Origin of the sequence: Raoultella sp., assembly GCF_039594335.1 — a bacterium.
Classification (GTDB): domain Bacteria; phylum Pseudomonadota; class Gammaproteobacteria; order Enterobacterales; family Enterobacteriaceae; genus Klebsiella.
The window spans coordinates 1-23,539 of the sequence record NZ_JBCNNS010000072.1 but is presented as its reverse complement, the minus strand read 5'-3'; the positions used below and the strand labels follow the sequence as shown (position 1 = coordinate 23,539).

Annotated in this window: 19 protein-coding genes and 2 riboswitches; of the genes, 6 read left to right on the top strand and 13 right to left on the bottom strand. The window is 58.1% G+C overall.

Annotation, left to right across the window (positions count from 1 at the left end; genetic code table 11):
* The 4 genes from ACZAHD_RS13885 to ACZAHD_RS13870 all read right to left on the bottom strand — a co-directional run.
* The coding region (locus ACZAHD_RS13885) for an RNA polymerase sigma factor (protein ID WP_462457295.1) at nucleotides 1-525 on the bottom strand (525 nt) is incomplete at its 3' end.
* Between the two features lie 5 nt (nucleotides 526-530).
* Nucleotides 531-959, bottom strand: coding sequence for a hypothetical protein (locus ACZAHD_RS13880; RefSeq protein ID WP_462457294.1), 429 nt, complete (start codon nucleotides 957-959; stop codon nucleotides 531-533).
* A gap of 265 nt (nucleotides 960-1,224) precedes the next feature.
* Entirely contained in the window at nucleotides 1,225-1,857 is a 633-nt protein-coding gene (locus ACZAHD_RS13875) for a class I SAM-dependent DNA methyltransferase (protein ID WP_462457293.1), read from the bottom strand.
* Nucleotides 1,858-1,876: 19 nt separating this feature from the next.
* On the bottom strand, nucleotides 1,877-3,118 hold the full coding sequence (locus ACZAHD_RS13870) for a GGDEF domain-containing protein (protein WP_462457292.1): 1,242 nt from the start codon (nucleotides 3,116-3,118) through the stop codon (nucleotides 1,877-1,879).
* 403 nt (nucleotides 3,119-3,521) lie between these two features.
* Nucleotides 3,522-3,623, top strand: a riboswitch (TPP riboswitch).
* A 65-nt stretch (nucleotides 3,624-3,688) separates the two neighbouring features.
* Between ACZAHD_RS13870 and ACZAHD_RS13865 the strand changes: the two genes are divergently transcribed.
* From ACZAHD_RS13865 to ACZAHD_RS13840, 6 genes are all read left to right on the top strand, one after another.
* Nucleotides 3,689-4,381: a TenA family protein gene (locus ACZAHD_RS13865; protein WP_462457291.1), complete on the top strand. Its 693-nt coding sequence runs from the start codon at nucleotides 3,689-3,691 to the stop codon at nucleotides 4,379-4,381.
* A complete protein-coding gene (locus ACZAHD_RS13860; protein ID WP_462457290.1) occupies nucleotides 4,378-5,106 on the top strand; it encodes an ABC transporter ATP-binding protein in 729 nt (242 codons plus the stop codon). Before ACZAHD_RS13865 ends, ACZAHD_RS13860 begins: the two co-directional genes overlap by 4 nt.
* Nucleotides 5,103-5,843, top strand: a complete 741-nt coding sequence (locus ACZAHD_RS13855) for an ABC transporter permease (RefSeq protein WP_462457289.1) — start codon at nucleotides 5,103-5,105, stop codon at nucleotides 5,841-5,843. Before ACZAHD_RS13860 ends, ACZAHD_RS13855 begins: the two co-directional genes overlap by 4 nt.
* Nucleotides 5,844-5,852: 9 nt before the next feature.
* On the top strand, nucleotides 5,853-6,788 hold the full coding sequence (locus ACZAHD_RS13850) for an ABC transporter substrate-binding protein (protein WP_462457288.1): 936 nt from the start codon (nucleotides 5,853-5,855) through the stop codon (nucleotides 6,786-6,788).
* Between the two features lie 306 nt (nucleotides 6,789-7,094).
* A complete protein-coding gene (locus ACZAHD_RS13845) occupies nucleotides 7,095-8,480 on the top strand; it encodes a diaminobutyrate--2-oxoglutarate transaminase (RefSeq protein WP_462457287.1) in 1,386 nt (461 codons plus the stop codon).
* 9 nt (nucleotides 8,481-8,489) lie between these two features.
* Nucleotides 8,490-9,971, top strand: coding sequence for a pyridoxal phosphate-dependent decarboxylase family protein (locus ACZAHD_RS13840; RefSeq protein WP_462457286.1), 1,482 nt, complete (start codon nucleotides 8,490-8,492; stop codon nucleotides 9,969-9,971).
* A 547-nt stretch (nucleotides 9,972-10,518) separates the two neighbouring features.
* Here the strand turns inward: ACZAHD_RS13840 and ACZAHD_RS13835 are convergent.
* The 9 genes from ACZAHD_RS13835 to ACZAHD_RS13795 all read right to left on the bottom strand — a co-directional run bounded on the left by ACZAHD_RS13835 (nucleotide 10,519) and on the right by ACZAHD_RS13795 (nucleotide 23,201).
* Nucleotides 10,519-11,259 carry a glutamine amidotransferase gene (locus tag ACZAHD_RS13835; RefSeq protein WP_462457285.1) on the bottom strand — a complete coding sequence of 247 codons (741 nt, stop codon included), beginning with the start codon at nucleotides 11,257-11,259 and terminating at the stop codon, nucleotides 10,519-10,521.
* Nucleotides 11,260-11,433: 174 nt separating this feature from the next.
* The gene (gene mrdA / locus ACZAHD_RS13830) at nucleotides 11,434-13,356 is read right to left on the bottom strand and encodes a penicillin-binding protein 2 (RefSeq protein WP_462457284.1); all 1,923 of its coding nucleotides are present in this window, start codon (nucleotides 13,354-13,356) and stop codon (nucleotides 11,434-11,436) included.
* Between the two features lie 221 nt (nucleotides 13,357-13,577).
* Entirely contained in the window at nucleotides 13,578-15,377 is a 1,800-nt protein-coding gene (gene atzF, locus ACZAHD_RS13825; RefSeq protein WP_462457283.1) for an allophanate hydrolase, read from the bottom strand.
* A complete protein-coding gene (uca, locus tag ACZAHD_RS13820) occupies nucleotides 15,374-18,979 on the bottom strand; it encodes an urea carboxylase (RefSeq protein WP_462457282.1) in 3,606 nt (1,201 codons plus the stop codon). Before uca ends, atzF begins: the two co-directional genes overlap by 4 nt.
* Nucleotides 18,980-19,147: 168 nt before the next feature.
* Complete coding sequence (locus ACZAHD_RS13815; protein WP_100684233.1) at nucleotides 19,148-19,783, bottom strand: urea amidolyase associated protein UAAP2; 636 nt, start codon at nucleotides 19,781-19,783, stop codon at nucleotides 19,148-19,150.
* 10 nt (nucleotides 19,784-19,793) lie between these two features.
* Nucleotides 19,794-20,522 (bottom strand): urea amidolyase associated protein UAAP1, encoded by a 729-nt coding sequence (locus ACZAHD_RS13810; protein WP_462457281.1) that lies wholly within the window; start codon nucleotides 20,520-20,522, stop codon nucleotides 19,794-19,796.
* Nucleotides 20,523-20,526: 4 nt separating this feature from the next.
* The gene (locus ACZAHD_RS13805) at nucleotides 20,527-21,306 is read right to left on the bottom strand and encodes an ABC transporter ATP-binding protein (protein WP_100684235.1); all 780 of its coding nucleotides are present in this window, start codon (nucleotides 21,304-21,306) and stop codon (nucleotides 20,527-20,529) included.
* Nucleotides 21,303-22,118, bottom strand: coding sequence for an ABC transporter permease (locus ACZAHD_RS13800; RefSeq protein WP_462457280.1), 816 nt, complete (start codon nucleotides 22,116-22,118; stop codon nucleotides 21,303-21,305). Before ACZAHD_RS13800 ends, ACZAHD_RS13805 begins: the two co-directional genes overlap by 4 nt.
* A gap of 24 nt (nucleotides 22,119-22,142) precedes the next feature.
* Entirely contained in the window at nucleotides 22,143-23,201 is a 1,059-nt protein-coding gene (locus tag ACZAHD_RS13795) for a putative urea ABC transporter substrate-binding protein (protein WP_462457279.1), read from the bottom strand.
* 55 nt (nucleotides 23,202-23,256) lie between these two features.
* Nucleotides 23,257-23,355, bottom strand: a riboswitch (guanidine-I (ykkC/yxkD leader).
* Nucleotides 23,356-23,539: the final 184 nt, after the last annotated feature.

The following is a 23,539-nucleotide window of genomic DNA, read 5'->3' as shown; positions in this document are numbered from 1 at the left end:
TCGCAGACGTGAACGAAGATAGAGAACGGCTTTATGTTTGCGGGAGAGCAGCGCCTGCTCGCTGGCGCCGCACTCTTCAGCCAGCTCCTTATAGCTGTAGCCCTGCAGTTCGGTCTTCTCAAAGACTCCCCGCTGGGCGGGCGGCAGTTCGGACAGCGCCTGATTCAGCGCATCCCATAGCAGGGCTTTCAGATACTCCTCTTCCGGCGTTTGTGGTACGCCAAACAGCGTTTCTGAGAGCTCATCCTCCGGCAGACTGTCATCCGGGTTGACGTAGCCTGATAAGGGCAGCTCGCGCTTCTTACGCGCCCGGTCAGTCATCTCGTTCCGGGCCGCGCGAAACAACCAGGCCGCCACATTCTCCACCGGCTGCTCCACGGTCATCAGCTGATAGGTGACTTCCTGCAGGATATCATCAGCATCGTCGCGCACCGGCGTCCGACCGCGAATAAACGCTTTCAGTCGTGAGCGACAGGCGTTGATTGCCGATAGCAACAGTGACTCTCCGGCGATCCCTGTTTTCATCTGACTCACTCATCTGGCGTCGTGTTGATCGTGTCGTTCTGCGGCGGGGTTTTCTTCGCCTCCCGGCGTTCGCGCCAGCCACAAGGCCCACGCGAGTCGCGAGGATCGCGATGGTGGAAACGCTGAATAAACTCTTCGCGTTGTTCCGGGCTCATCTTCATCCAGCGTTCGTGCATCCGGCGCCGCATGCCAAACATGCCGGGACGAAAGCCCAGACCGCCAAACAGAATACGCGATAGCGCCAGAATACCTAAAGCCTGCCAGAAACCGATGCTCTTGACGCCTAAAATAGCTGGCAGCAGCGCATTCCACAGCGACATCACCAGCAACCCAAGAATTGCGATCAGCACCACGCCAATCATCAGTGGTTTAGCCATTCGATGATGACCGAACCGGCGATCGCGCTCATACCCGTGCATTCCAAAACCTCTCATCAGTGTGACCTCATTAACCTGGTGAATAGTTACCTTGTGCTGAGGTAGACGAATGAGCGGCGGAAATATTGCTAAAAAAATGACGAGCAGGCCAAAAACGGCTAAACACTCATCGCTAAACCGACGTCGTAGCCCCGGGTATTATCGCCGAACATATCGCGGCAGTTTTGCACCCACACTGACGAGCTAACGCGCAGATTGACACATTATCTGTCCCGACCAGCCGTCGTCCGCTTTCTCCGGCGATCGTCGCCAGGCAGACGGTTCAGGCGCTTTTTAGCGCCAGCCAGACCGTTCGTCCGCCACAACGCGGATCGTTGACCATGTGCTTCAGCAGTTCAAAACCGTGAGTCTCCAGCAACCGGCGATACGCTGTCGGCGCCAGACTGGCATGATAGAGGTCATGCCCCTCAAACTGCCCGATAGCCTCCCCATCGTGGGTCCCACTGGTAAACATCAGCGGCGCGTGTGGACGGGCATGGGCCGCAAAGCGGGCAAACATCTCGCGCTGGGCGTTGCGGGTCAGATGGAAAAAACTGTCCCACGCCAGCATCGCGTCAAACTGCTGCCCCAGCGCCAGAGTGCGCATATCCGCCACCACCCACTGCTGATGCGCAAAATCCTGGCGGCAGCGGGCAATCATCGCCGGGGAGGAATCGATGCCAGTCACCCGATATCCCTGCCGTATAAAGTACGCCGCCACAGGCGTTCCGTTACCGCAACCGATATCCAGAATATGTCCGCCAGGGCTCACCCGTTCCAGAAACGCATCCAGCCAGGGTTGTTCAAACAAGCGAGTTGAACGCAGTTCCACCCAGCGTTGGGCATGGCGATCATACAGATCGATGATCTCTTCAGCGCATGGATTGTCCTGAGGGGAATATTCCGAGGATTGCATACGTTCTTGCTCCAGGTTTTTAATGTTTTTCGACCAGATGCAGCTTCACTTGATTTCGCCCTTCTTTCTTCGCGGCATACAGCGCTTTATCGACGCGATTAAACAGCTGATCGATCCCTTCACCTTCTTGATGTATGGCGACGCCAATACTGACCGTCACCGTACCGGTGTGCTCTGGGATACGATAACAGCTGACCGCGTAACGAATCGCTTCCGCCATTGCCAGTGCCGTCTCGATGGACGCCCCCGGGAGAAATAATAAAAACTCCTCTCCGCCCCAGCGATAGATCTTGTCCTGAATTTTGGCGGCGGATTCAAGAATTCGGGAAATAGCCACCAGCGCCTCATCGCCTTTTTGGTGTCCGTAGTTGTCATTGATCGCTTTAAAATTATCGACATCAACCAGCAGCAGGCAAAAACCTTCTGAATGAAATAACGAGGAATCAACATTGCGATAGAACTCACGTCGATTAAGTAATCCGGTTAAAGGATCGTGAGTGGCCGCAAATTCAAGTTCTTCCTTCAGATGCACCTCTTCCGTAATGTCATGAATAATACATAGCATCAACCGGGTATTGTTCAGCACCACTGGCCCGGCATAAGTCTGGACATAGCGGACAGAACCATCAGACAAAATATGGGTAAAATTAAGCGGCTTGTGGCCACCGGGCATGCTTGCCACGCTGTGCATAACGGGAAGCACATCCCTTCCCAGGATATTGATTTGCCAGGTATGGCGAGTGCGCATCTCATCGGCCGTATAGTTATAAAACCGCAGCGCGGCGATATTGGCATCAATAATTCGTCCGTCCTGCGCAGGGTCTATCAACAACATCGGGGCGGAGCTGGTCATAAAAAATCGCGAGAAAAAACGATGACTACGCTGTTTGTAATGATGCGCGGGGAGCGCCTTAAACGAGTTATTTTGCTGCAGGATTTTGACCGCTTCGAAAAGAATTAATGTGTCATATTCTTCTGATTTAATCAGGCTGGTTTTACAATAAACCGGAGACGGCCCCTCCGTCGTTTCAATTGTCCATACTTCGAATACTTCAGCTGTATTTTTGAAGTAGTACAGATAATTCTGTAGGGTGCTCTGCGGACAGCTGGAGAGCGTGCCTTTGCGCATTTCATCCAGCGACCTCTCTCCGCTAAGGATTCTGGAGGCCTGATTACAGTAGACGACAGCCTCTTTAAAAGGATGGACCACCCAGACTGGCGTACTTAATAAATCAAAAATCATTAACTCTTTTAATAACATGCATCCCTCCAGCGAACAGGCACCACGTCTCTGAACGCCCCCTCATCGCCACTCTGGTCCAATGGCGTAAGCTAATGAAATGATGTCGAAAGTTCAGATACGAGATGAAGACGCCGCAAGTATAGTTCGTTTTTGATTATCGAAAGTGTAACGGGAAAGCAAAACGGCGCTGTCGCTGACAGAAGCCGGGCTACGTGGTCGGCGTTCACCGTTGCAGAGTATTTTTCAATATGCTTTTCATTCGGCACAAATCACCCGTTAAAAGGCATCGAAAGCTAATTAAGCAGCAGAATTCTGCCGCTGCTGAGTATTGAGCGGTGATGAAAGGTGACAATGTCACATATCCAGGCGCGAAATCGCCCGCAGCCGGGATTGTAATCAAAAAGTGAATGCCGTATAACATGGCGCAACCGAGGGGTGTCCCGTGAGGGCTGAGATGGCGTAAGCCGAACCCTTTGAACCTGATCTGGGTCATGCCAGCGAAGGGACGGGTCGGCAATGTTGCCAGTTTACCGCCATTACCTGTTCATACTTCCGCACACCCGGATCTCCCCGCTATCAGGAGGTCCTGTGATTCTTCCGATCTTTACCCAGGGTATTTATGGTCGTCTGCGCCAGCAGGCGGGATGCGACTGGCAACAGTACGTTGCCCATCCTTTTCTCCGCCAGCTTGCCGAGGGAACCCTGCCAGAACGTGCCTTCCGACGCTACCTGACTCAGGACTACCTGTTCCTGATCCACTTTGCCCGGTGCTACGCCCTGTTGGTCAGCAAACTGCGCACGCTCCCGGAGATGCGCGCCGCGTCTGCTTCAATGAATGCGATTCTTGGCGAACTACCGTTGCACGTCGGCTATTGCGCGGACTGGGGGCTGGACGAAGCGACAATGGCCAGCGAAAGCGAAGCATTGGAAACGGTGAACTACACCCGCTACGTGCTGGATATCGGTCATTCCGGCGATGCGCTCGATCTGCTGGCTGCGCTGATGCCCTGCGTGGCTGGCTATGCAGAAATCGGCCTCGGATTGCTCCACGACCCGGCCACCCGGCTCACCGACAACCCCTATGCATCCTGGATCCGTAACTACGGTGATGCGGGCTATCTCGACGGCGTCACCACGGCAATCGGTCTGCTGGAGAGCGTCTGGCAGCAGCGTGGCGGCGAATCGCGCGTCGCAGAGCTGAGCGCCATCTTCACCACCGCCACCCGCCTGGAAGCCAACTTCTGGCAGATGGGACTGAATGCCGCGGCGGTCGCCCAGTGAAGATTCCGACAATTGAGGTGCGGGAATTAGGTCTGCGCTTCGGCTCGCGGGTCATTTTTGACAGGCTGTCGTTTGATATTCCCGCTGGAGAGTGGGTTTCGCTGCTGGGCGCCAGCGGCGCCGGAAAAACCAGTCTGCTGCGGATTATCGCCGGGCTGGCCGCCCCTACCCACGGTCAGGTTCAGGCCAGCGACGGGCGACCGTTAGGTCATCGTCTGGCCTGGATGGGGCAAAAAGATCTGCTCTATCCGTGGCTGAGCGTGCGCGACAACGTTGCGCTTGGCGCCCGTCTGCGCGGGGAGCGCGTCGATCGCCAGCGGGTCGCGACATTATTAGAGCAGGTGGGGCTCAGCCACTGCGCCGATGACCGTCCGGCCTCGCTCTCCGGCGGCATGCGTCAGCGGGCGGCGCTGGCGCGCACGCTGTATGAAGATCGGCCGATCGTTTTAATGGATGAGCCTTTTTCCGCGCTGGACACCCTTACCCGCACGCGTATCCAGACGCTGGCGGCAGAACTACTGACTCAGCGCACCGTGGTGCTGATCACCCATGACCCGATGGAAGCCTGCCGGCTCAGCCACCGTCTGCTGGTACTCTCGCCGCCGCCCGGTGGCCTTGATGACTCCCATCACCTGGCGGGAACGCCGCCGCGGGCGCCGGACGATCCGGCGCTGCTGATGGGACAAGCCGAGCTGCTACAACAGCTGATGAGGGCCAACGGATGAGAGGGAAACTCTTTCGCGGCGGTGTGGTGTTCTGCGGCCTGCTGATGTTTTGGTGGCTGCTCAGTCGCAGCGGCATCCCCGCGTTTCTGCTGCCGTCGCCCTCGGCGGTGGCTGCCGCCCTATGGGATAACCGCAACTGGCTGGGCTGGCACACGCTGGTCACCTTGAGCGAAATCCTCAGTGGTCTGGCGCTCGGGGTGCTGCTCGGCGTGGTGTTGGCCCTGAGCATGGTGATGTCGCCGCGCCTACAGCGCTGGCTGATGCCGCTGGTGCTGACCAGCCAGGCGATTCCGGTTTTCGCCCTCGCCCCGCTGCTGGTGCTGTGGTTTGGCTTCGGGATGAGCGCCAAAGTGATGATGGCGGTTCTGGTGATTTTCTTTCCGGTGACGTCAGCATTTTTTGACGGCCTGCGACGGGTTAATCACGACTACCTCGATCTGGCTCGTACGATGGGCGCCTCGTCAGGAGCTCAGCTCCGACATGTTCGCTTAATGGCCGCCCTGCCAGCGCTCGGCTCCGGCCTGCGCATGGCCGCTGCCGTGGCACCGATCGGCGCGATCATCGGTGAATGGGTCGGGTCCGCCGAAGGACTGGGCTATGTGATGCTCAATGCGAATGCGCGCATGCAAACCGATGTTTGCTTTGCGGCGCTGTTTATTTTAGTGCTGCTGACCATTCTGCTATGGCTGGCAGTGGATACTCTATTACACCGGCTGATCAACTGGATGCCGGAATAAGGAATCATCATGCGTAAACCCGTTTTCACCGCAGCCGCATTAACCGCGCTTCTCAGTGGACAGGCGATGGCCAACGAGAAGCTGACCCTGGTGCTGGACTGGTACATTAACCCGGACCATGCGCCGATTATGGTGGCGGAACAAATTGGCGCCTTTAAAGCACAAGGACTGGACGTTAAGATCGTACCGCCGTCGGACCCGGCCCTGCCGCCGCGTCTGGTGGCAGCCGGCCAGGCAGATCTGGCTATCACCTATCAGCCGCAGGTGCACTTTTTCGCTGATGAGGGTCTGCCGCTGGTGCGGGTCGGTACATTGATTAACTCGCCGTTGAACACGGTCATCGCCCTGGATAAAAGCATCAAAACTCCCGCTGACCTGAAAGGGAAAAAAGTCGGCTATTCGGTAAGTGGTATTGAGCAGGCTACGCTGGCGACGATGGCGCAACATGCCCATATCGATCCACAAAGTATCAAGCTGATTAACGTCAATTTCCAGCTGACCAGCGCCCTGCTGGCCGGTCAGGTTGATGCGGTGATTGGTGGCTATCGTAATATTGAAGCGCTGGAGCTCAAGCTGCAGGGTAAAAAACCGCAGGTAATGAACGTCGAAGATTTCGGCGTTCCGGCTTACGACGAATTGGTGATTGTCGCCCGGCGCGATGAAATTCATGCGGCCAAAATCAAAAAATTCCTCGTCGCGCTGCAGGAAGGAGTGGCCTATCTGCGTGCCCATCCGCAGGAAACCTGGCAAGCTTTTGCCGCCGCCCATCCGGAGCTGAATACCGATCTGAACAAGCAGGCCTGGCAACAGACGGCGTCCCTGTTTGCAGGCAATCCGGCGGCACTGGATAAGGCCCGCTACGAAACCTATGAACAGTTTTTATATAACAACAAGTTGGTTAAAAAAATCACACCGTTAACCCATTATGCGGTCGAACTGGATTGAGTCACCATACTGCTGACGGATGAATTTCCGTCAGCTCATTTAGCGAAGCGCTAATAAACCCCAGCGCTTTCCCTCACTAAGAATTACACTTTTAATGGTTTTATAACACTTATAATAAATGATATAAATCAATGCGTTAACATTGTTTTACGCTATGTAAAAATAACGTAAAAATACCTCAATAAATAAAACATTGAATGACGATTTAAAAAGCCATATATTGTGCGCGCTTTATGAATGGCGATTCATTTTGTTAAACCAATTATTCAACCAGTGTTCAACCGTAACGCTGGTTGTGGGAGTGATATGATGACGGATAAAGTCCGTATTGATACTTTAAGTGCAGATTTATTGGACGCTAACAACGAAACCTTTTTGGCCCGTCAGGCTGAATTCGAATCGAACGTCAGGAGTTACCCGCGCAAGCTGCCGCTGGCTATCGCCAAAGCGGAAGGCGTGTGGTTAACCGATGCGGATAACAAACAGTATCTGGATTGCCTCGCCGGTGCTGGTACCCTCGCTCTTGGCCACAACCACCCTGATGTGCTGCAAAGCATCCAAAGTGTCATTACCAGCGGCTTGCCGTTACATACGCTCGATCTGACGACTCCGTTAAAAGATCGTTTTTCCGAATACCTGCTCTCATTACTGCCGGGAGAAGGTAAAGAATACTGCCTGCAGTTTACCGGCCCGTCTGGCGCCGACGCCGTCGAAGCGGCCCTGAAGCTGGCGAAAAAATACACCGGCCGTTCTTCAATCATTAGCTTCTCCGGCGGCTACCACGGTATGACCCACGGCGCGCTGTCGGTAACCGGCAACCTGTCACCGAAAGAAGCCCTCAACGGCATGATGCCGGAAGTGCAGTTTATGCCGTATCCGCATCAGTACCGCTGCCCGCTGGGTATCGGTGGCGAAGCGGGCGTGAAAGCGCTGACTTACTACTTTGAAAACCTGATCAACGACGTGGAAAGCGGCGTGCGTAAACCGGCTGCGGTGATCCTGGAAGCCGTTCAGGGTGAAGGCGGTGTGAACCCGGCTCCGGTTGAGTGGCTGCAGCGCATCCGCAAAGTGACTCAGGAACACGGCATTCTGCTGATCATCGACGAAGTTCAGGCTGGCTTTGCCCGTACCGGTAAGCTGTTTGCCTTCGAACACGCCGGCATCGAGCCAGACATCATCGTGATGTCAAAAGCCGTCGGCGGCGGTCTGCCGCTGGCCGTTCTGGGTATCAAGAAGCAGTTTGACGCCTGGGAACCGGGCCACCATACCGGTACCTTCCGCGGCAACCAGTTGGCGATGGCCACCGGGTTGACCACCCTGCGTCACCTGAAAGATAACGACATTGCCAGCAAAGTGGCCGCGCAGGGCGAATGGCTGAAAGGCAAACTGGCCGATATGCAGAAACGCTACCCGATCATGGGCCACATTCGCGGCCTGGGTCTGATGATCGGTATTGAGATCGTCAACCCGAACGGCGAGCAGGATCACATGGGCTGCTACCCGGCTGACGGCGCGCTGTCTGCCCTGCTGCAGAAGAAATGTTTCGAAGCGGGCCTGATCCTCGAACGCGGTGGCCGTGGCGGCTGCGTCCTGCGTCTGCTGCCGTCGCTGCTCATCAGCAACGCCGAGCTGGAAATTTTCCTCGACAAATTTGAACAGGCCCTGCTGGCCGCCGGTGTCAAACCGATCTGAGTGGAGCGAGTGACCGCAATGTCCAAATTGAATCCGATTCTTGCTGGTTCGCCGCAAAGTATTGAGGCTTATCAGCAGGCGATCGCCCAGACCAGCCAGGCCGTCGTGCAGTGGCTGCAGCAGCCTGAGATGTATCAAGGTAAAAGCGTCGCCGAACTGCGCGAGCGTATTAGCCTTGATTTCACCGAGCAGGGTCTGGGAAACCAGGCGGCGATTGAACGGGCGATCGAGTACTTCCTGAAAGATAGCCTGTCGGTGCATCACCCGCAGTGCGTGGCGCATCTGCATTGTCCGAGCCTGGTGGTAAGCCAGGCGGCGGAAGTGCTGATTAACGCGACTAACCAGAGCATGGACTCCTGGGACCAAAGCCCGTCGGCGACCCTCATTGAGATGAAACTGATCGAATGGCTGCGTGCGCAGGTCGGTTACCCGGCCGGCGACGCCGGCGTCTTCACCAGCGGCGGCACCCAAAGCAACCTGATGGGGCTGATGCTGGCGCGTGATGCCTTCTTCGCTCGTCGGGGGCACTCCATCCAGCAGGACGGTCTGCCGGGTGACGTGCGTCAGTATAAAGTACTGTGCTCTGAAAATGCCCACTTCTCGGTGCAGAAGAACATGGCGCTGATGGGCCTCGGCTATCGTGCTGTAACGCTGGTGAAAACCGATGAATTCGCGCGGATGGACGTGGCCGACCTGAAAGCGAAAATTGCTGATGCGCAGGCGAACGGCGAGCAGATCATGGCGATCGTCGCCACCGCGGGTACCACCGACGCGGGAGCTATCGATCCGCTGCGCGCTATCGCTGGCGTCGCGGCGGAACATCAGATCTGGCTGCATGTGGATGCCGCATGGGGCGGCGCGCTGCTGCTCTCCGGGCAGTATCGCGACTATCTGGACGGCATTGAGTGCGTGGACTCCATTACCCTGGACTTCCACAAGCAGTTCTTCCAGACCATCAGCTGCGGCGCGTTCCTGTTAAAAGACGCGCGCCATTATGAGCTGATGCGCTATCAGGCGGCCTATCTGAACTCTGAGTTCGATGAAGAACACGGCGTGCCGAATCTGGTTTCCAAATCGCTGCAGACCACCCGTCGCTTCGATGCGCTGAAGCTGTGGATGGGCCTGGAAGCGCTGGGTCAGAAGCAGTATGCAGAGATCATCGATCACGGTGTGACCATGGCGAAAAACGTGGCGCAATACGTTAAGTCTCAGCCAACGCTGGAGTTGGTCATGCAGCCGCAGCTGGCGAGCGTGCTGTTCCGCTCTCGTCCGGCGCAGATGGCTGGCAGCGATGATGCCGCTATCGCCCTCCTCAACCAACGCGTCGGGGACGCGCTGCTCGACTCCGGGCGAGCAAACGTCGGCGTCACCGAACATAACGGCATGACCTGCCTGAAGCTGACGTTGCTGAACCCGATCGTGACGCTTGAGGACGTGAAGGTGTTGCTGAATCTGGTGGAACGCACCGCGCAGGAACTGCTGGCGAAGTAACATCCTTGAGCGGCGCGGTGGGTTACTGCCGCCCTGTACAAGACCCGCCGGGAAACTTGCTGATAAAAGCCGATAACTTACCTTATCGGCTTTTTTACGTCTCTCTTCGGACAAACAACAAGTGACACCGTCACGAGAAGATTGCTGGCCGGACGACTGACACCTCGTCAGCGCGAACCTCTGGCCGCTTCAGCGCAGCGCCAGTGGCGCCGTTTATCCCACTCAGGCTCTCGCCTCCAGTCACTGCTGCCGGATCACTTTCTCCTGTTGAACGTAATCCCCTTCACCTGTGGTAAACCTAACCGCCACAGCAACACCAGCATCAGCGCGCGACCTTTAGACAGCCCCGGAGTAAACCCGGCGGTTAAGTGAAAGAAAAAGAGTCTACGGACAGTTAACCCGTGTTTTGTATACGGCCTGTGTGCAGAAAACCGGGGTTTTGCCATGCGTTGTGCCCCCCCGGCAGACACAGGGTAATACAGACGCAAGGCGCGGCGTGCGGCCCAACTCCGTTAACCTGGGGCAACCTTAAGCCCTCAACAGCCGGTTACGTATGCGGGACGTCCGGCTCCAGATAATTGGCCACGAAGCGGGTTAATATTCCCGCCGCTACCGGACATGCCTCCACATTATCCAGCAGTTGCTGCGGATCGAACCCCTCCATCCGCAGCACTTTGTCACGATAGTGGATTAATGAACGCGCAATTTCAGGGGTAAATTCCGGATGGAACTGCGTTGACAGCGCATGGCGGGTATAGCGCACTATCTGGTGGGGATCGTGTTCCGACGCGGCCAGCACCGTCGCATCCGGCGGCAGCCTGACCACCGTCTGCTGATGACTGAGGTGCGCAGGGAAATGCGTCGGGCGGTCACTTAACAGCGGGTCCGTTCGTCCGGCAGCGGAAAGCGTAATCGACTGGCATCCCGTTTCGCGCCCTGCCGGATGATACGCCACCTCGCCGCCCAGCGCGTCGGCCATCAGCTGATGGCCATAGCAGATACCAAATAACGGCATCTCCACCGCCATTGCCGCCCGGATCCACGCCGCGGTTTTCTCGCTCCACACCAACCGATCGGTGACCATCGCCCACGAGCCGGTCATCACCGCCACGGTCTGGCTATCCGGAGCGGGCAGCACTTCCCCCGCATAGACACGCACGGTGGCAATCTGCCGACGCCAGGGCGCAAGCAATCGGCCAAACCAAAGTGGCAGATCGCCATGTTCGGCCTCAATTTCCGCCGGCGGCGCACCGGTCTGCACAATAAGGAGTTTGCTTCTCAACGCCATACCCCGTTCCCCTTCGATGCTTTCCACAGTTCTTTCACTATGGAGAAAAGCGGCTGTTTCGACAAATAACCAATCTCTATGGATGACACCATGCGGGAATAAGGGGGGCGCTGGTGAGAGCCGGCAAGATTAAGCCCTGCCTTGCCAGCACAACGCGGGCGATGCTCCCCGGTTCTACTGCGCGTCGGCGCTGTCTGTCTGCGGAACGCTGGATTCAGTCCCTTGCGCCACATCCGGCGCCTTGGCCGGATCAAAGATGTGGTCGAGAATAGCACGCGCCGTCGGCCCGGCGACAACACCATCGCCGCCGCCGTTTTCCAGAATCAGCGCCATTGCCACCTTTGGATGCTGATAGGGGGCAAACAAGGTATAGAAAATATGGTCGCGTAATCTGACCGGGATCATCTTCGCATTGTAGGTCTGATTCTCTCTCAGGCTAAAGACCTGCGAGGTACCGGATTTCGCGGCAATCTGATACGGCGCGGTATGGAACAGTTTATAACCGGTGCCGTTAGGCAAGTTAGCCATGCCGTACATCCCGTTGCGCACGATGCCCCAGTACGGCGATTTCGGGTCACCCACCTGCGGCGTATTCTCCGGCGGCTGATAACGTTCAACCTTATTGCCGCGCTTCATGGAATAGAGCAGGTGGGGATTCTTTACCTTGCCGTTGTTGAGTAGCGTCGTCAGGGCTTTCACCATCTGGAGAGGTGTGGCGATCCAGTAGCCCTGGCCGATCCCGACTGAAATGGTGTCCCCCTGATACCACGGCTTTTTATGCACTTTCTGCTTCCACTCGCGGCTCGGCAACACCCCGGCATACTCTTCATTCAAATCAATCCCCGTCAACTGCCCGTAGCCAAATTTGCTCAGCCAGCTATGAATGCGATCAATGCCCATTTCAAAGGCCACCTGATAGAAGAAGGTGTCCGCCGACTCCTCAATCGCCTTGGTCACATTCAACATCCCGTGACCGGTTTTCAGCCAGTCGCGGTAGCGGCGCTGGGTACCGGGCAACGTCCAGGTCGGCGCGCCGAAAAAGGTGGTGGTGGGCGTAATCACGCCAGCGGAGAGCGCTGACAGCGCCATATAGGGTTTTACTGTCGATGCCGGCGGATAGAGCCCCTGGGTCACACGGTTAATCAGCGGGCGATCCGGGTTATCGAGCAGAGCACGGTAGGCCTTATAGCCAATTCCCTTGACGAAGGGATTCGGGTCATAGCTGGGGCTGGAAACCATCGCCAGCACGCCGCCGTCGCGCGGATCAACCGCCACCACCGCTGCCCGCTGCCCCTTCAGCACCCCTTCAATATACTGCTGTAAATGCAGATCCAGCGTCAGGTAGATATTCTTCCCGGCGACCGGCGGCACCTCTTTGAGCAGACGCACCACGCGCCCATGGTTATCGACCTCCACTTCCTGATAACCGGTCGTACCGTGCAGCTCTTTTTCGTAATAGCCTTCGATACCCTGCTTGCCGATATTATGGTCCGCGGCATAGTTCTCCGCCTCGCCGTTTTTGGCCAGGCGTTGCAGATCGCTATCGTTGATTTTCGACACATAGCCGACTACGTGCGCCAACTGGGCGCCATAGGGGTAGTCACGCTGCTGGTAATTCTCCACCGTGACGCCAGGAAAACGAAACTCGTTCACCGCAAATCGCGCCACTTCTACATCGCTCAGGGCCGACTTCAGGGTCACCTGCTTGTAGCGACTGTTGTGCTGCATATCGTCGCGGAAGCTGGCGATATCATCAGGGGTCAAATCGACGATTGGCGTCAACGCGTTCAGCAACGCGGTCATATTGGCAATTTTGCTGGGGATCACCTGCAGGCGGTAGAGGGTGATGTTCTGTACCAGCGGGATACCGTTACGATCGAAAATAAGCCCGCGGCTTGGCGCGATAGGCAACATTTTAATGTCATTCTGATTCGATCGGGTCTGATAGAAATCGTGCTGCTCAACCTGTAAACGATAGAGGTTAAAAACCAATATGCCAAAGCAGGTCACCACCAGTAGAAACGCGATCGCGGCACGTCGAATAAACAGCATCTCTTCCGCTGAGTGATCGCGAATTTCATCTCTTAATAGGGTCATTAACGGCAATTCACTTGAGTTTGAATAAAAAGAAAAAATAAAAAGCGGAGCAGAATAGCGTTATCGACGCGCCAGCCCTACAGAAAGGTTGCTAATGATTTAGCAGAAATGTTTCAGCATGTTAGGTGCCCGGAAGACAATAGCAGAAACCCGGAGATGAAAAAGGATGTGACCTTGTCACAAAACGGCCTCTGTCCCGGGATTAGACAGAGGCCCAGGGGTCAGCCGCGGGTCAGCCAGGCCCGCCAGCCTCCGTAGCCGGTAATGTCGGTGGCCCCCTGCAGACCGTATCCTTCGCAGATAAAACCACTCAGCCAGCGCCCATCGGACAGTTCGACCTTGCCAAGTCCCAACGGGGCGGGAATGGCCGCCAGCAGCGAACCCAGCTCAGACGAGGGCAAATCCCAGACCTCCACGGCGATGGCCGCGCCGTCGTTTTCATCACGCACCATCCCCGGACGGCGCCCGTCGGCCAGCGCATACAACCGATAATGTGGGGCGCTCTGCATGGCCGCCAACAAACGCCCGCCCCGCTCTCGCAGTTGCCCGTTCAGCGCCAGGCCGTCAAGATGAGCGCCGCAAACGACCAGAGGCATGCGATCGTGGCTGCCGGTGACGGCAGGCAACGAAGCGGCCAGTTGTGTCCTGCCAGCCAGCGGGAGTGGCTGTACGCGCTGGAAAGCGTCGGCCACACCGAGAAGATACTGATCGGTAAAGACCCGCCCGAACAGCGTGACGCCTGAGGGTAACCCGTTTGCCAGAAAACCGACCGGAACATTCACCGCCGCATAATCCAGCAGGTTCATAAAGTTGGTGTAATAGCCAAGATCGGCATTTCGCTGTACCGGTTCGGCCTCCAGTTCAGCCAGCGTCACCGGACGCGGGTAGGTTGGCGTCAGCACACAGTCCAGGGTCTCCAGCAACGCATCACACTGCGCCTTGTACTCTTGCAACTGGTACATTGCCCGGAATGTGGCCACGGCATCGGTATCCGGCGCTTTCGCCAGCACGTCGCGAATCACCGGCAGTACCGCCTCAGGCTGCTGCGCAATCAATGGCCCCACCACCGCATAACGTTCTGCGACCCACGGGCCGTCATACAGCAAGCGCGCGGCGGCGAGAAACGGCGTCATATCGAGAGTGACCGGTACTCCGCCAAGAGCGATCAGCCGTGCTTTCGCCTGCATAAACAGCGACTCGCTCTGCACACAGCCGAGGAAATTCAGGGTCTGCGGCACGCCGAAGCGAAACCCAGGCGCCGGGGCGCCAAACGCCTGACGGCTGTTCCACTGCGGGTTACGGCGACTGTAGGCATCTCGCGGATCGGGCCGTGCGGTCAGGGCCAGCAGTTGGCTGGCCTCGTCGGCCGTGGCGGTAAAGAATGTCGTACAGTCAAGGGTCCGACAGGCCGGCACCACTCCGGCGGTCGAGATAAGCCCCTTACTGGCCTTCAGTCCCGTCAGGTTATTGAGCGAAGCCGGAACCCGCCCGCTGCCCGCGGTGTCAGTGCCGAGGGCGAAGCTGGCAACCCCGAGCGCCACCGCCAGTGCGGAACCCGCACTGGAGCCGCCGGAAGGATAGTCCGCATGATATGCGTTACGACAGCGGCCATAGGGCGAACGCGTTCCGTTCAGGCCGGTGGCAAACTGATCGAGATTGGTTTTGCCGACCGGAATGGCACCGAGGGCGATCAACTGCGCCACGATAGTGGCATCCTCCGTCGCGGGACGGGCAAAGGCAGGACAGGCCGCAGTGGTGTCAATTCCCGCAAGATCGATATTATCTTTGATGGCAAACGGCACGCCGTACAGCGGTAGCGTTTCCGGCGCAACCGTATCCAGCGCCGCCAGCCAGGATTCCTGCTCTTCCTCCGTCAGTATATGAATAAACAGCCGATACTCCGGATTCAGCGCCTGTGCCTTCTGGCGGAGATCGGCCAGCAGCGCGCGCGGGGTCAATTCGTCGCGTCGGTAAGCCTCTGCGAGGGTTGCAAGGCGTAAATCAAAGGTTGGCTGACTCATATGTTCTCCTCCAGGATCACCGCCACACGTTGCCCGGCGCGTACTGACGTCCCAGGCTGAACATTCATCTGTTGCACCACGCCGTCGCACGGCGCCAGTAGCGGGATCTCCATTTTCATTGACTCCAGCACCACCAGGACGTCGCCAGCACGAACATGGCTCCCCTCAGCGGCCTGCACCTGCCACAGGTTACCGGAGATTGGACTCTCCACACCCTGCTGCCCGCGCTGCAGCGGTGCCTCGTCATCCGCGTCAGTCGCTACCTCCAGGCTATCGAAATGCGCCTGGCCGCTGGCTATCCAGCGATCGCGCTCTGCATTGAAGGCGCGCTGCTGATGTTGACGAAATGCGTCGATACTCGCAGCTTCCCGCTGCAGAAACTGCTGGTACTCCGCCAGGCGCAGGGTGCTGTGCTCGATGCGCAGCGGATAGCGGCCAAGCGGAAAATCGCGACGGATCTGCAGCAACTCATCGGCAGACACCGGGTAGAAACGCAACTGGTCGAAGACCCGCAGCAACCAGGGTTTACCAGCGAAGTCGGCGACCTCGTGATAGCGGTTCCACATTTGCAACGTGCGGCCGACAAACTGGTAGCCTCCGGGACCTTCCATACCGTAGACGCACAGATAGGCCCCGCCGATCCCCACCGAGTTTTCCGCGGTCCAGGTACGCGCCGGATTGTATTTGGTGGTCACCAGGCGATGACGCGGATCGAGCGGCGTCGCCACCGGCGCACCAAGATAGACATCGCCCAACCCCATCACCAGATAACTGGCGTCAAACACTGTCTGCCATACCGCCTGTTCGTCCGGTAAGTCGTTAATCCGGCGGATAAATTCGAGGTTGCTCGGACACCATGGCGCGTCGCGACGCACGGTAGTCATGTATTTATCGATAGCTTTGCGACAGGCCGGGTCGTCCCACGACAGCGGCAGATGGACCACCCGGGTCGGTACCTGCAGATCGTCGCTGACGCACACCGTCGTCCACTCCGCACGCACCCAACGCAACAGCGCATCTGGCGTCAGGGTTTCCGGCTGAAAATGAATTTGCAGGGAGCGTATACCCGGCGTCAGGTCAATCACGCCCGGACGTGACTGGCTTTCCAGCGCCTGCATCAGGGCATGAATGCGAAAACGCAACACCAGATCGAGCTCCGCCTCTCCCGCCTCCAGTAGCAGATGGGTATCGCCGGAAAGACGGGCCACCAGACGCTTATCCGCCTCCCCACAGCTCATCACTACGGGGGAAGTTAACGGCGCGGGCTGCCACGCAACGGGCGTCATCTCAAGCATCGTCAGCTCATCCCGATAGCCCGCCGCCAGCCGACGGGCCGTTGACAGATCCACGGCGACAAACCGCACCTTGTCGCCGGCTTTCAACTGCCCCAGTTGCCAGAGATCGGCCTCAATCACCGTCACCGGGCAGACGAAACCGCCAAGGCTCGGGCCATCCGGACCAAGAATAACCGGCATATCGCCGGTAAAGTCAACCGCGCCGACAGCGTAAGGGTTATCGTGAATATTCGACGGATGTAGCCCCGCCTCGCCGCCGCTCTCGCGGGCCCACAGCGGTTTTGGGCCAATCAGCCGCACGCCGGTACGGCTGGAGTTAAAATGCACTTCCCAGTCGGTGGCAAAAAAGGTCTCGATGTAGTCTGCGGCAAAGAATTCCGGCGCGCCGTGAGGGCCGTAAATCACCCGCAGGGTACGAACCGCCGCCAGCGGTGTCGCCAGCGCAACGGGCAGCGTGGCACCGGTTTCCCCCTTGCCATCTGGTGCCAGATGCAGAATATCCCCGCTGCGCAGCGCCCGCCCGCCATGACCGCCAAACTGCCCAAGAGTAAAGGTGCTTTTGCTCCCCAAATAATCCGGAACCTGAATACCCCCGCGCAGACAGAGGTAGCTCCTGACTCCCGCCCCTTCGATGGCACCGATTTTCAGCGTCGCCCCGGCCGGGATGTGGAATACGCGGTTCATCTCTTGCGCTCTACCATCAAGGGTGAGCGGAACCCTGGCGCCGCTCACTACCGCCTGGGCCTCACAATGAAACTTCAGCGCTGGCCCGGTGAGGGTGATTTCCAGCGCCGCTTCTCCCGGCGGATTACCCAGCAGCCGGTTGCCAAGACGCAGCGCCCGATCGTCCATCGGGCCCGACGGCGGGACCCCAACTGCCCAGTAGCCCAGCCGTCCGGGATAATCCTGGACGCTGGTTTGCGTCCCGGCACTGAGCACCTCGACGGTCGCGGCCCGATAGCTCAGTTGTTCCAGGCAACGAGTCCAGGGCTCGCCCAACATAAAGGGTTCAAAGCCCAGAATCTGCTGGAGATAGAGGCGGTTGGTTTCCACACCATACAGGCGGGTGTTCCCCAGCGCCCGGGCCAGTTCTGCGATAGCCTCATTGCGGGTTGGTCGCCAGGCGATCATTTTGGCCAGCATCGGGTCAAAAAATGGCGGCACGTCGCAGCCCGCCTCCACCCAACGATCGATGCGGAGGGTTTCGCCGTCCACCGGCGGAAAGACCACCTCAGTCAGCAGACCCGGCGATGGCTGAAACTGTCGCCCCGGATCCTCCGCATAAATACGCGCCTGGACGGCGTGCCCGCGAGGTTTCAGGTCGGCCAACAGCGCGGGGAGCGGCGGTAAATCACCGGCCGCCAGCGCCACCATCCAGCGCACCAGATCGACGCCCCACACCTGCTCGGTGACGCCATGTTCAACCTGGAGCCGGGTATTGACCTCGAGAAAATAGAAGCGCCGCGCCGCGCTGTCGTAGACAAATTCGACCGTTCCGGCGCTGCGGTAGTTGACCGCTTTGCCCAGCGCGACTGCCGCCGCACACAGGGCTTCCGCCGTTCCGACGGGTAAATTGGGCGCCGGCGTCTCTTCGATCACTTTCTGATTGCGGCGCTGTATCGAGCAGTCGCGCACTCCAAGCGCAATGACGTCGCCCTGCCCGTCGCCGAATATCTGCACTTCCAGGTGACGCGCGCGTTCAATGTATTTTTCGACAAACACGCCCGCGTCGCTAAAGTTGTTCTGCCCCAGCCGCTGGACGGCCTCAAAAGCGTCCGCCAGTTCGCGGGCGTCGCGACAGATGCGCATCCCGATGCCGCCGCCCCCGGCGGTGCTTTTTAACATCACCGGGTAGCCGATGGTATCCGCCGCCCGGCACGCTTCGATACTGTCGGCCAGCAGACCGGTCCCCTCCAGCAACGGCACGCCCTGCGCTTTTGCCAGCGCTCGGGCGGTGTGTTTCAGGCCAAACGTGCGCAGTTGCTCCGGCGTCGGGCCAACAAACACCAGCCCGGCGGCTTCACAGGCCTCGGCGAAGACAGCATTTTCCGATAAAAAACCGTAACCGGGATGGATGGCCTCAGCCCCGCTTTTTAAGGCGGCGGCGATAATTTTTTCCGTCATCAGGTAGGTTTGCGCCGCCGGACCGTCGCCGAGACCGATCGCTTCATCGGCTTCACGAATATGCAGGCTGCTGAGGTCCGCGTCGGAATAGACCGCCACGCCTTTCACCTGCATCGCGCGCAGGGTACGCAGAATCCGACAGGCGATGGCGCCGCGGTTAGCAATCAGTAAGGTTTTGAACATACAAGGGACTCACGTCGTGGCGGGTCGTCCCGCAAAAAAATTCGACGTCCCCGGGGCCGTCCCCGAGGCGCGCAAGTATTCAGGGCTTGCGCGATGGTGTGCTTAACAGGCGGTCGGCGCGAACGGCAAACAGGCGCCAGACCAGCAGACGCCAGCGCTGCCAACGGGTCAGTCCCATACCAGCACCTCCGCCGGGGTCGGATTCCAGCCATTGCAGGGGTTATTGAGCTGCGGGCAGTTGGAAATCAGCACGATAACATTGCGCTCTGCGCGCAGCTCGACGTACTTCCCGGCGCCCGAGATCCCGTCTTCAAAGGTCAGGCCGCCGGCTTCCGTCACCGGGACGTTCATAAAAAAGTTGATATTGGCGCCGATGTCACGCTTATGCAGCCGGCCGTCATGCAGGCAGGCGCAGAGAAAATTATCCCGGCAGCTGTGCATGTAGCGTTTATCCAGCGCATAGCGCACGGTGTTGCTCTCCTGCGCGCAGGCTCCGCCGAGGGTGTCGTGCCGCCCGCAGGTATCGGCCACAATGGTCAACAGTGGGTTCCCAAGGTTCGAGTACAGTACGCTGCCGGTTGTCAGGTAGGCATTCCCCTGGCGGCGCAGTGTCCGCTGCGCATCGTAACGCTCGCGCGGGCTGTCAGCGCAGTAAAACAGAGTATCGATCGCCTGATTGCCTTCAAGGTCGAGCAGACGCAGGGTCTGCCCGGCTTTGATTTCAAACAGCCAGGGTTCGCCCGCAGGAATCACGTGGCGATAGACGGCATCGTCGGGGTTACGGGTACTGGTCACAAGGCTCATCGTGGACTCCTCAAAGGGTGAACAGTTGGGTGTTGGTGAAGGCGCGCTGGTTTTCATCGCGCGTAAACAGCGATTCAATCGCCGCCTGTTCATCGTCGGCCTGATACCAGCTCAGTTGAACCGGGCGCGGGGCATATTCGGTCGACGGATCCATCGGATGCGGCAATGCAGTCAGGACCATCAGCACGTCCATCGGCGCGAACAGTTCGACGTAGCGCCCAGGAGCGGCGTGCTCTGTACAAAACTGAAAGCGTCCTTCGCTGTCGACGGTGACTTTGCTGAACAAGTTAACCACCATCAGCAGATCCTCCAGACCGAGATCCCATTTGCCCATTTCGACCAGCAGATTATCGGTGCCGTTACGATGGAAGGCGTTGCGCAGCTCCTGGTAGCGGCCCGCGCCATATTTTTCCTCCGTCTCTTGCGCATTCAGTACGCCGCCGAACGGATCGTGCCAGCCACAGCTATCGGCAATGATGCCGGCCAACACCCGTCCCATATCGGAATAGAAACAGTGTCCGGTCGTCAGCCGCGCGGTGTGTTGCCCCTTGAGAGTATCCGGCAGGTTCAGGCGCTCGCTTTTCTCGTGCGGGTTGAGCATCATCAAGCTGACGTTCGCTCCGCCGTCGATATCACTCAGACGCAAAATCTGACCACGGCGCAGCACAAACGAGGTATGCCCCCCGCCCGGCAAAAGTTCTTCACGCAGACTCGGTGAGGTATGAAAAAGCGCTGTCATCGGACTATCTCCTTAAGGGGTAAACATTGTTATCGGTGCCGGTGCCGAGCATTTGCGACATCCGGGTCTCATTCAGCGGAATATCGTAAGTAATGCGTGCACCGTAGGCGTAAGGGGCCTGCGGGTCGTGGCGTACCTTATCGAAGACCAGCAGACGAGTGCCGAGGTTGAACCCTTCGGCCAGATCGTGAGTGACCATAAAGACCGTCATCCGCGTCTCGCTCCACAACTGGAGCAGCAGCGCGTGCATATCTTTGCGAATACCGGGATCGAGTGCGCCGAAAGGTTCGTCAAGCAGCAGAACCCGCGGTTGCATCACAAAGGCCTGGGCGATTGCCAGCCGCTGCTGCATGCCGCCGGAAAGCTGCGCCGGGTAGCGGTCAAGGGCGTGGGAGAGCCCGACTTTGTCCAGCATTTGCGCCGCCTGCTCGCGGATAGCGCGTTTACGGGCACCGAACAGACGACCGAGGCACGGCGAAGACGGCAGTTCCAGGCCGACGATCACGTTATCCAGCACGCTGAGGTGCGGAAAGACCGAATAACGTTGAAACACCACACCACGGCTGCGATCCGGCTCAGCTGCCAGCGGCTGACCATCGAGCGTAATTGCGCCCCGGGTCGGTTTCTCCTGCCCGAGCAGCAGACGCAAGAAGGTGGATTTCCCACAGCCGGAGGCCCCCACCATCGAACAGAACTCCCCCTCTTTAACCTCTAAGTTGATACGTTCCAGCACCACATGGTCGCCATACTCCTGCCAGATATTGTTGATGCGGATAAAACTCATGTCCGGCCTCCTTCGGCCCACGGGAAGCAGACTTTATGTAGCTGGCGCAGCCCCAGATCCATCAGCCAGGCGAGCAGGGTTATCCAGATCACATAGGGGATGATCACGTCCATCGCCATATAGCGCCGTACGAGGAAGATGCGGTAACCCAGTCCGGCGGTGGCGGAAATGGCCTCCGCCGAAATCAGGAACAGCCATGCCGATCCGAGCAGCAAACGCAGCGAGGTGATCAGGCGAGACAGCAACTGAGGCAACACCACCCGCAGGACCACCGTCCAGCTGTTGGCGCCGAGGGTTTGCGCTTTGATAAACAGCTCGGCCGGGATTTCCCGCGCCCGCTGTTCAAGATCGCGCGCCAGCATCGGCGTGATGCCAATCACGATCAGCATCACCTTAGAGAGTTCATCGAGACCGAAGACGATAAATAGCACTGGCAGGATCGCCAGCGGCGGTATCATCGAAACAACGGTCATCAATGGCGACAGCGCCGCGCGATAAAGCGGAAACACGCCGGCAACGATCCCGATGCTCAGGCCAAGCAGCGCGGACACCGCCAGCCCGATGAGCAGGCGGGTCAGGCTGATCAGCGTATCGCCCCACAGCAGGTATTCGCCGCTGCGTTTGTCCGGCATAAACGCCATCCGCTCGACGGCCGCCGCCATCTGCGACAGACCGGGTAACAGCTTGTCCTGTGGGTTAGCCTCAAGGCGAATAGCGGAGCCGATAAACCAGGCGGCGATCAGCAATACAAAAGGCAGCAGCAATAACATCAGCCGCATGCCCTGCTGTGGATGGCGGTTAATTTGGCGCATGGCGTTCACTCCCGTCATCAATGATTACAGCTGGCCGGCGGCGGCCATTTTCAGGTAGCTATCGTCGAAGCGCAGCCGGATATTTGCACTGTCGCCGACGGTGACAGTGCCAGGGAAACGCATGCCAATGAAGTCGGCGCTTTGCGCCCCTTCACCCAACAGCCCTTTATCAAACGAAAACTGCGCCACGCGCTGCATTGTTTTTGCCAGTTCCGGGCTGGAGATAAACGTCAGGGTTTCGGCGGCAGTCCAGAACAGGTGGGTCGTTTTCAGCTGCGCCTGGTAGCCCGCAAGATCGGTACCGGAATCTGCCGCCATCGCATTCAGCGCCTGGGCATCTCCGGCATGCATTTTGGCCATCATTTCGAACCATGCGCCGGTCAGGGCTTTACCCAGCGCGGGGTTATCTTTCAGGGTTTGCGTGTTCACCACCATCATGTCGATAAGTTCGCCGGGAACCTGCGATGAGCTAAAGACTTCGCTGGTCTGCGGAGTCTTTTTAATCGCCGACAACTGCGGGTTCCATGCTACCGCAGCGCGGACGCTGCTGGTGCCAAAAGCGGAGACAATATCGGCATCAGAGGTATTCACCACTTTGACATCTTTCTCCTGCAGACCGGCCTTCTCCAGGCCGCGAACCAGCAGATAGTGAGAAACCGATAGCTCGGGGAGATAGACCTGCATACCTTTCAGATCGGCCAACGTTTTACCACTGCCTTTGAGCACCACGCCGTCATTGCCGTCGGAATAGCTACCGGTAATGAGCGCAGTGGTATCGACGCCACCCGCTGCGGGGATCGTCAGTGCGTCCATGTTGGTCATGGTACAGCCATCAAACTGGCCGGCGGTGTATTGATTGATCGACTCAATATAGTCGTTGAGCTGGACGATTTTGATTTTGATGCCGTATTTCGCGGCCCATTTATCAATGATTTTTTCGTTGCTGATGGCGCCCCAGGGCATCCAGCCGGCATAGATCGTCCAGCAGACATTAAACTCTTTTTTAACGGCGGCAAGGGAAGGGAAACTGGCCAGTAGCGCCAGCGACAGCATGAGAGAACGGATTACGCGAGATGTTTTCATATGAACCTCTGGTTGGCACAAAAACAGGAGCAGCGCGACACCTGACGGTGCTGCTGTCTCCCGGGCTTTTGTCCCGCCGTGTAACCTCGCAGAGGTCGCCAGCTCTCGGACCAGACATTCACCTGTGTGAACCGGAACCCTAGCCAGCTATTGGATCATCTTGATTGTCTGTTGCGCTGCCTTCTTGCTTGTTTTTGCAAGGTGCATGCCAAAAAAAATATTCTTTTTAATTCAGCAAGATAGATGAAGTCACCGTGGAATCACACCACGCTGGGGAGTAGTTTTGGGGCAATGCGTGGATTTGGTGCAGGCGAGCAGTGCAGCGGACAATCCGCCGC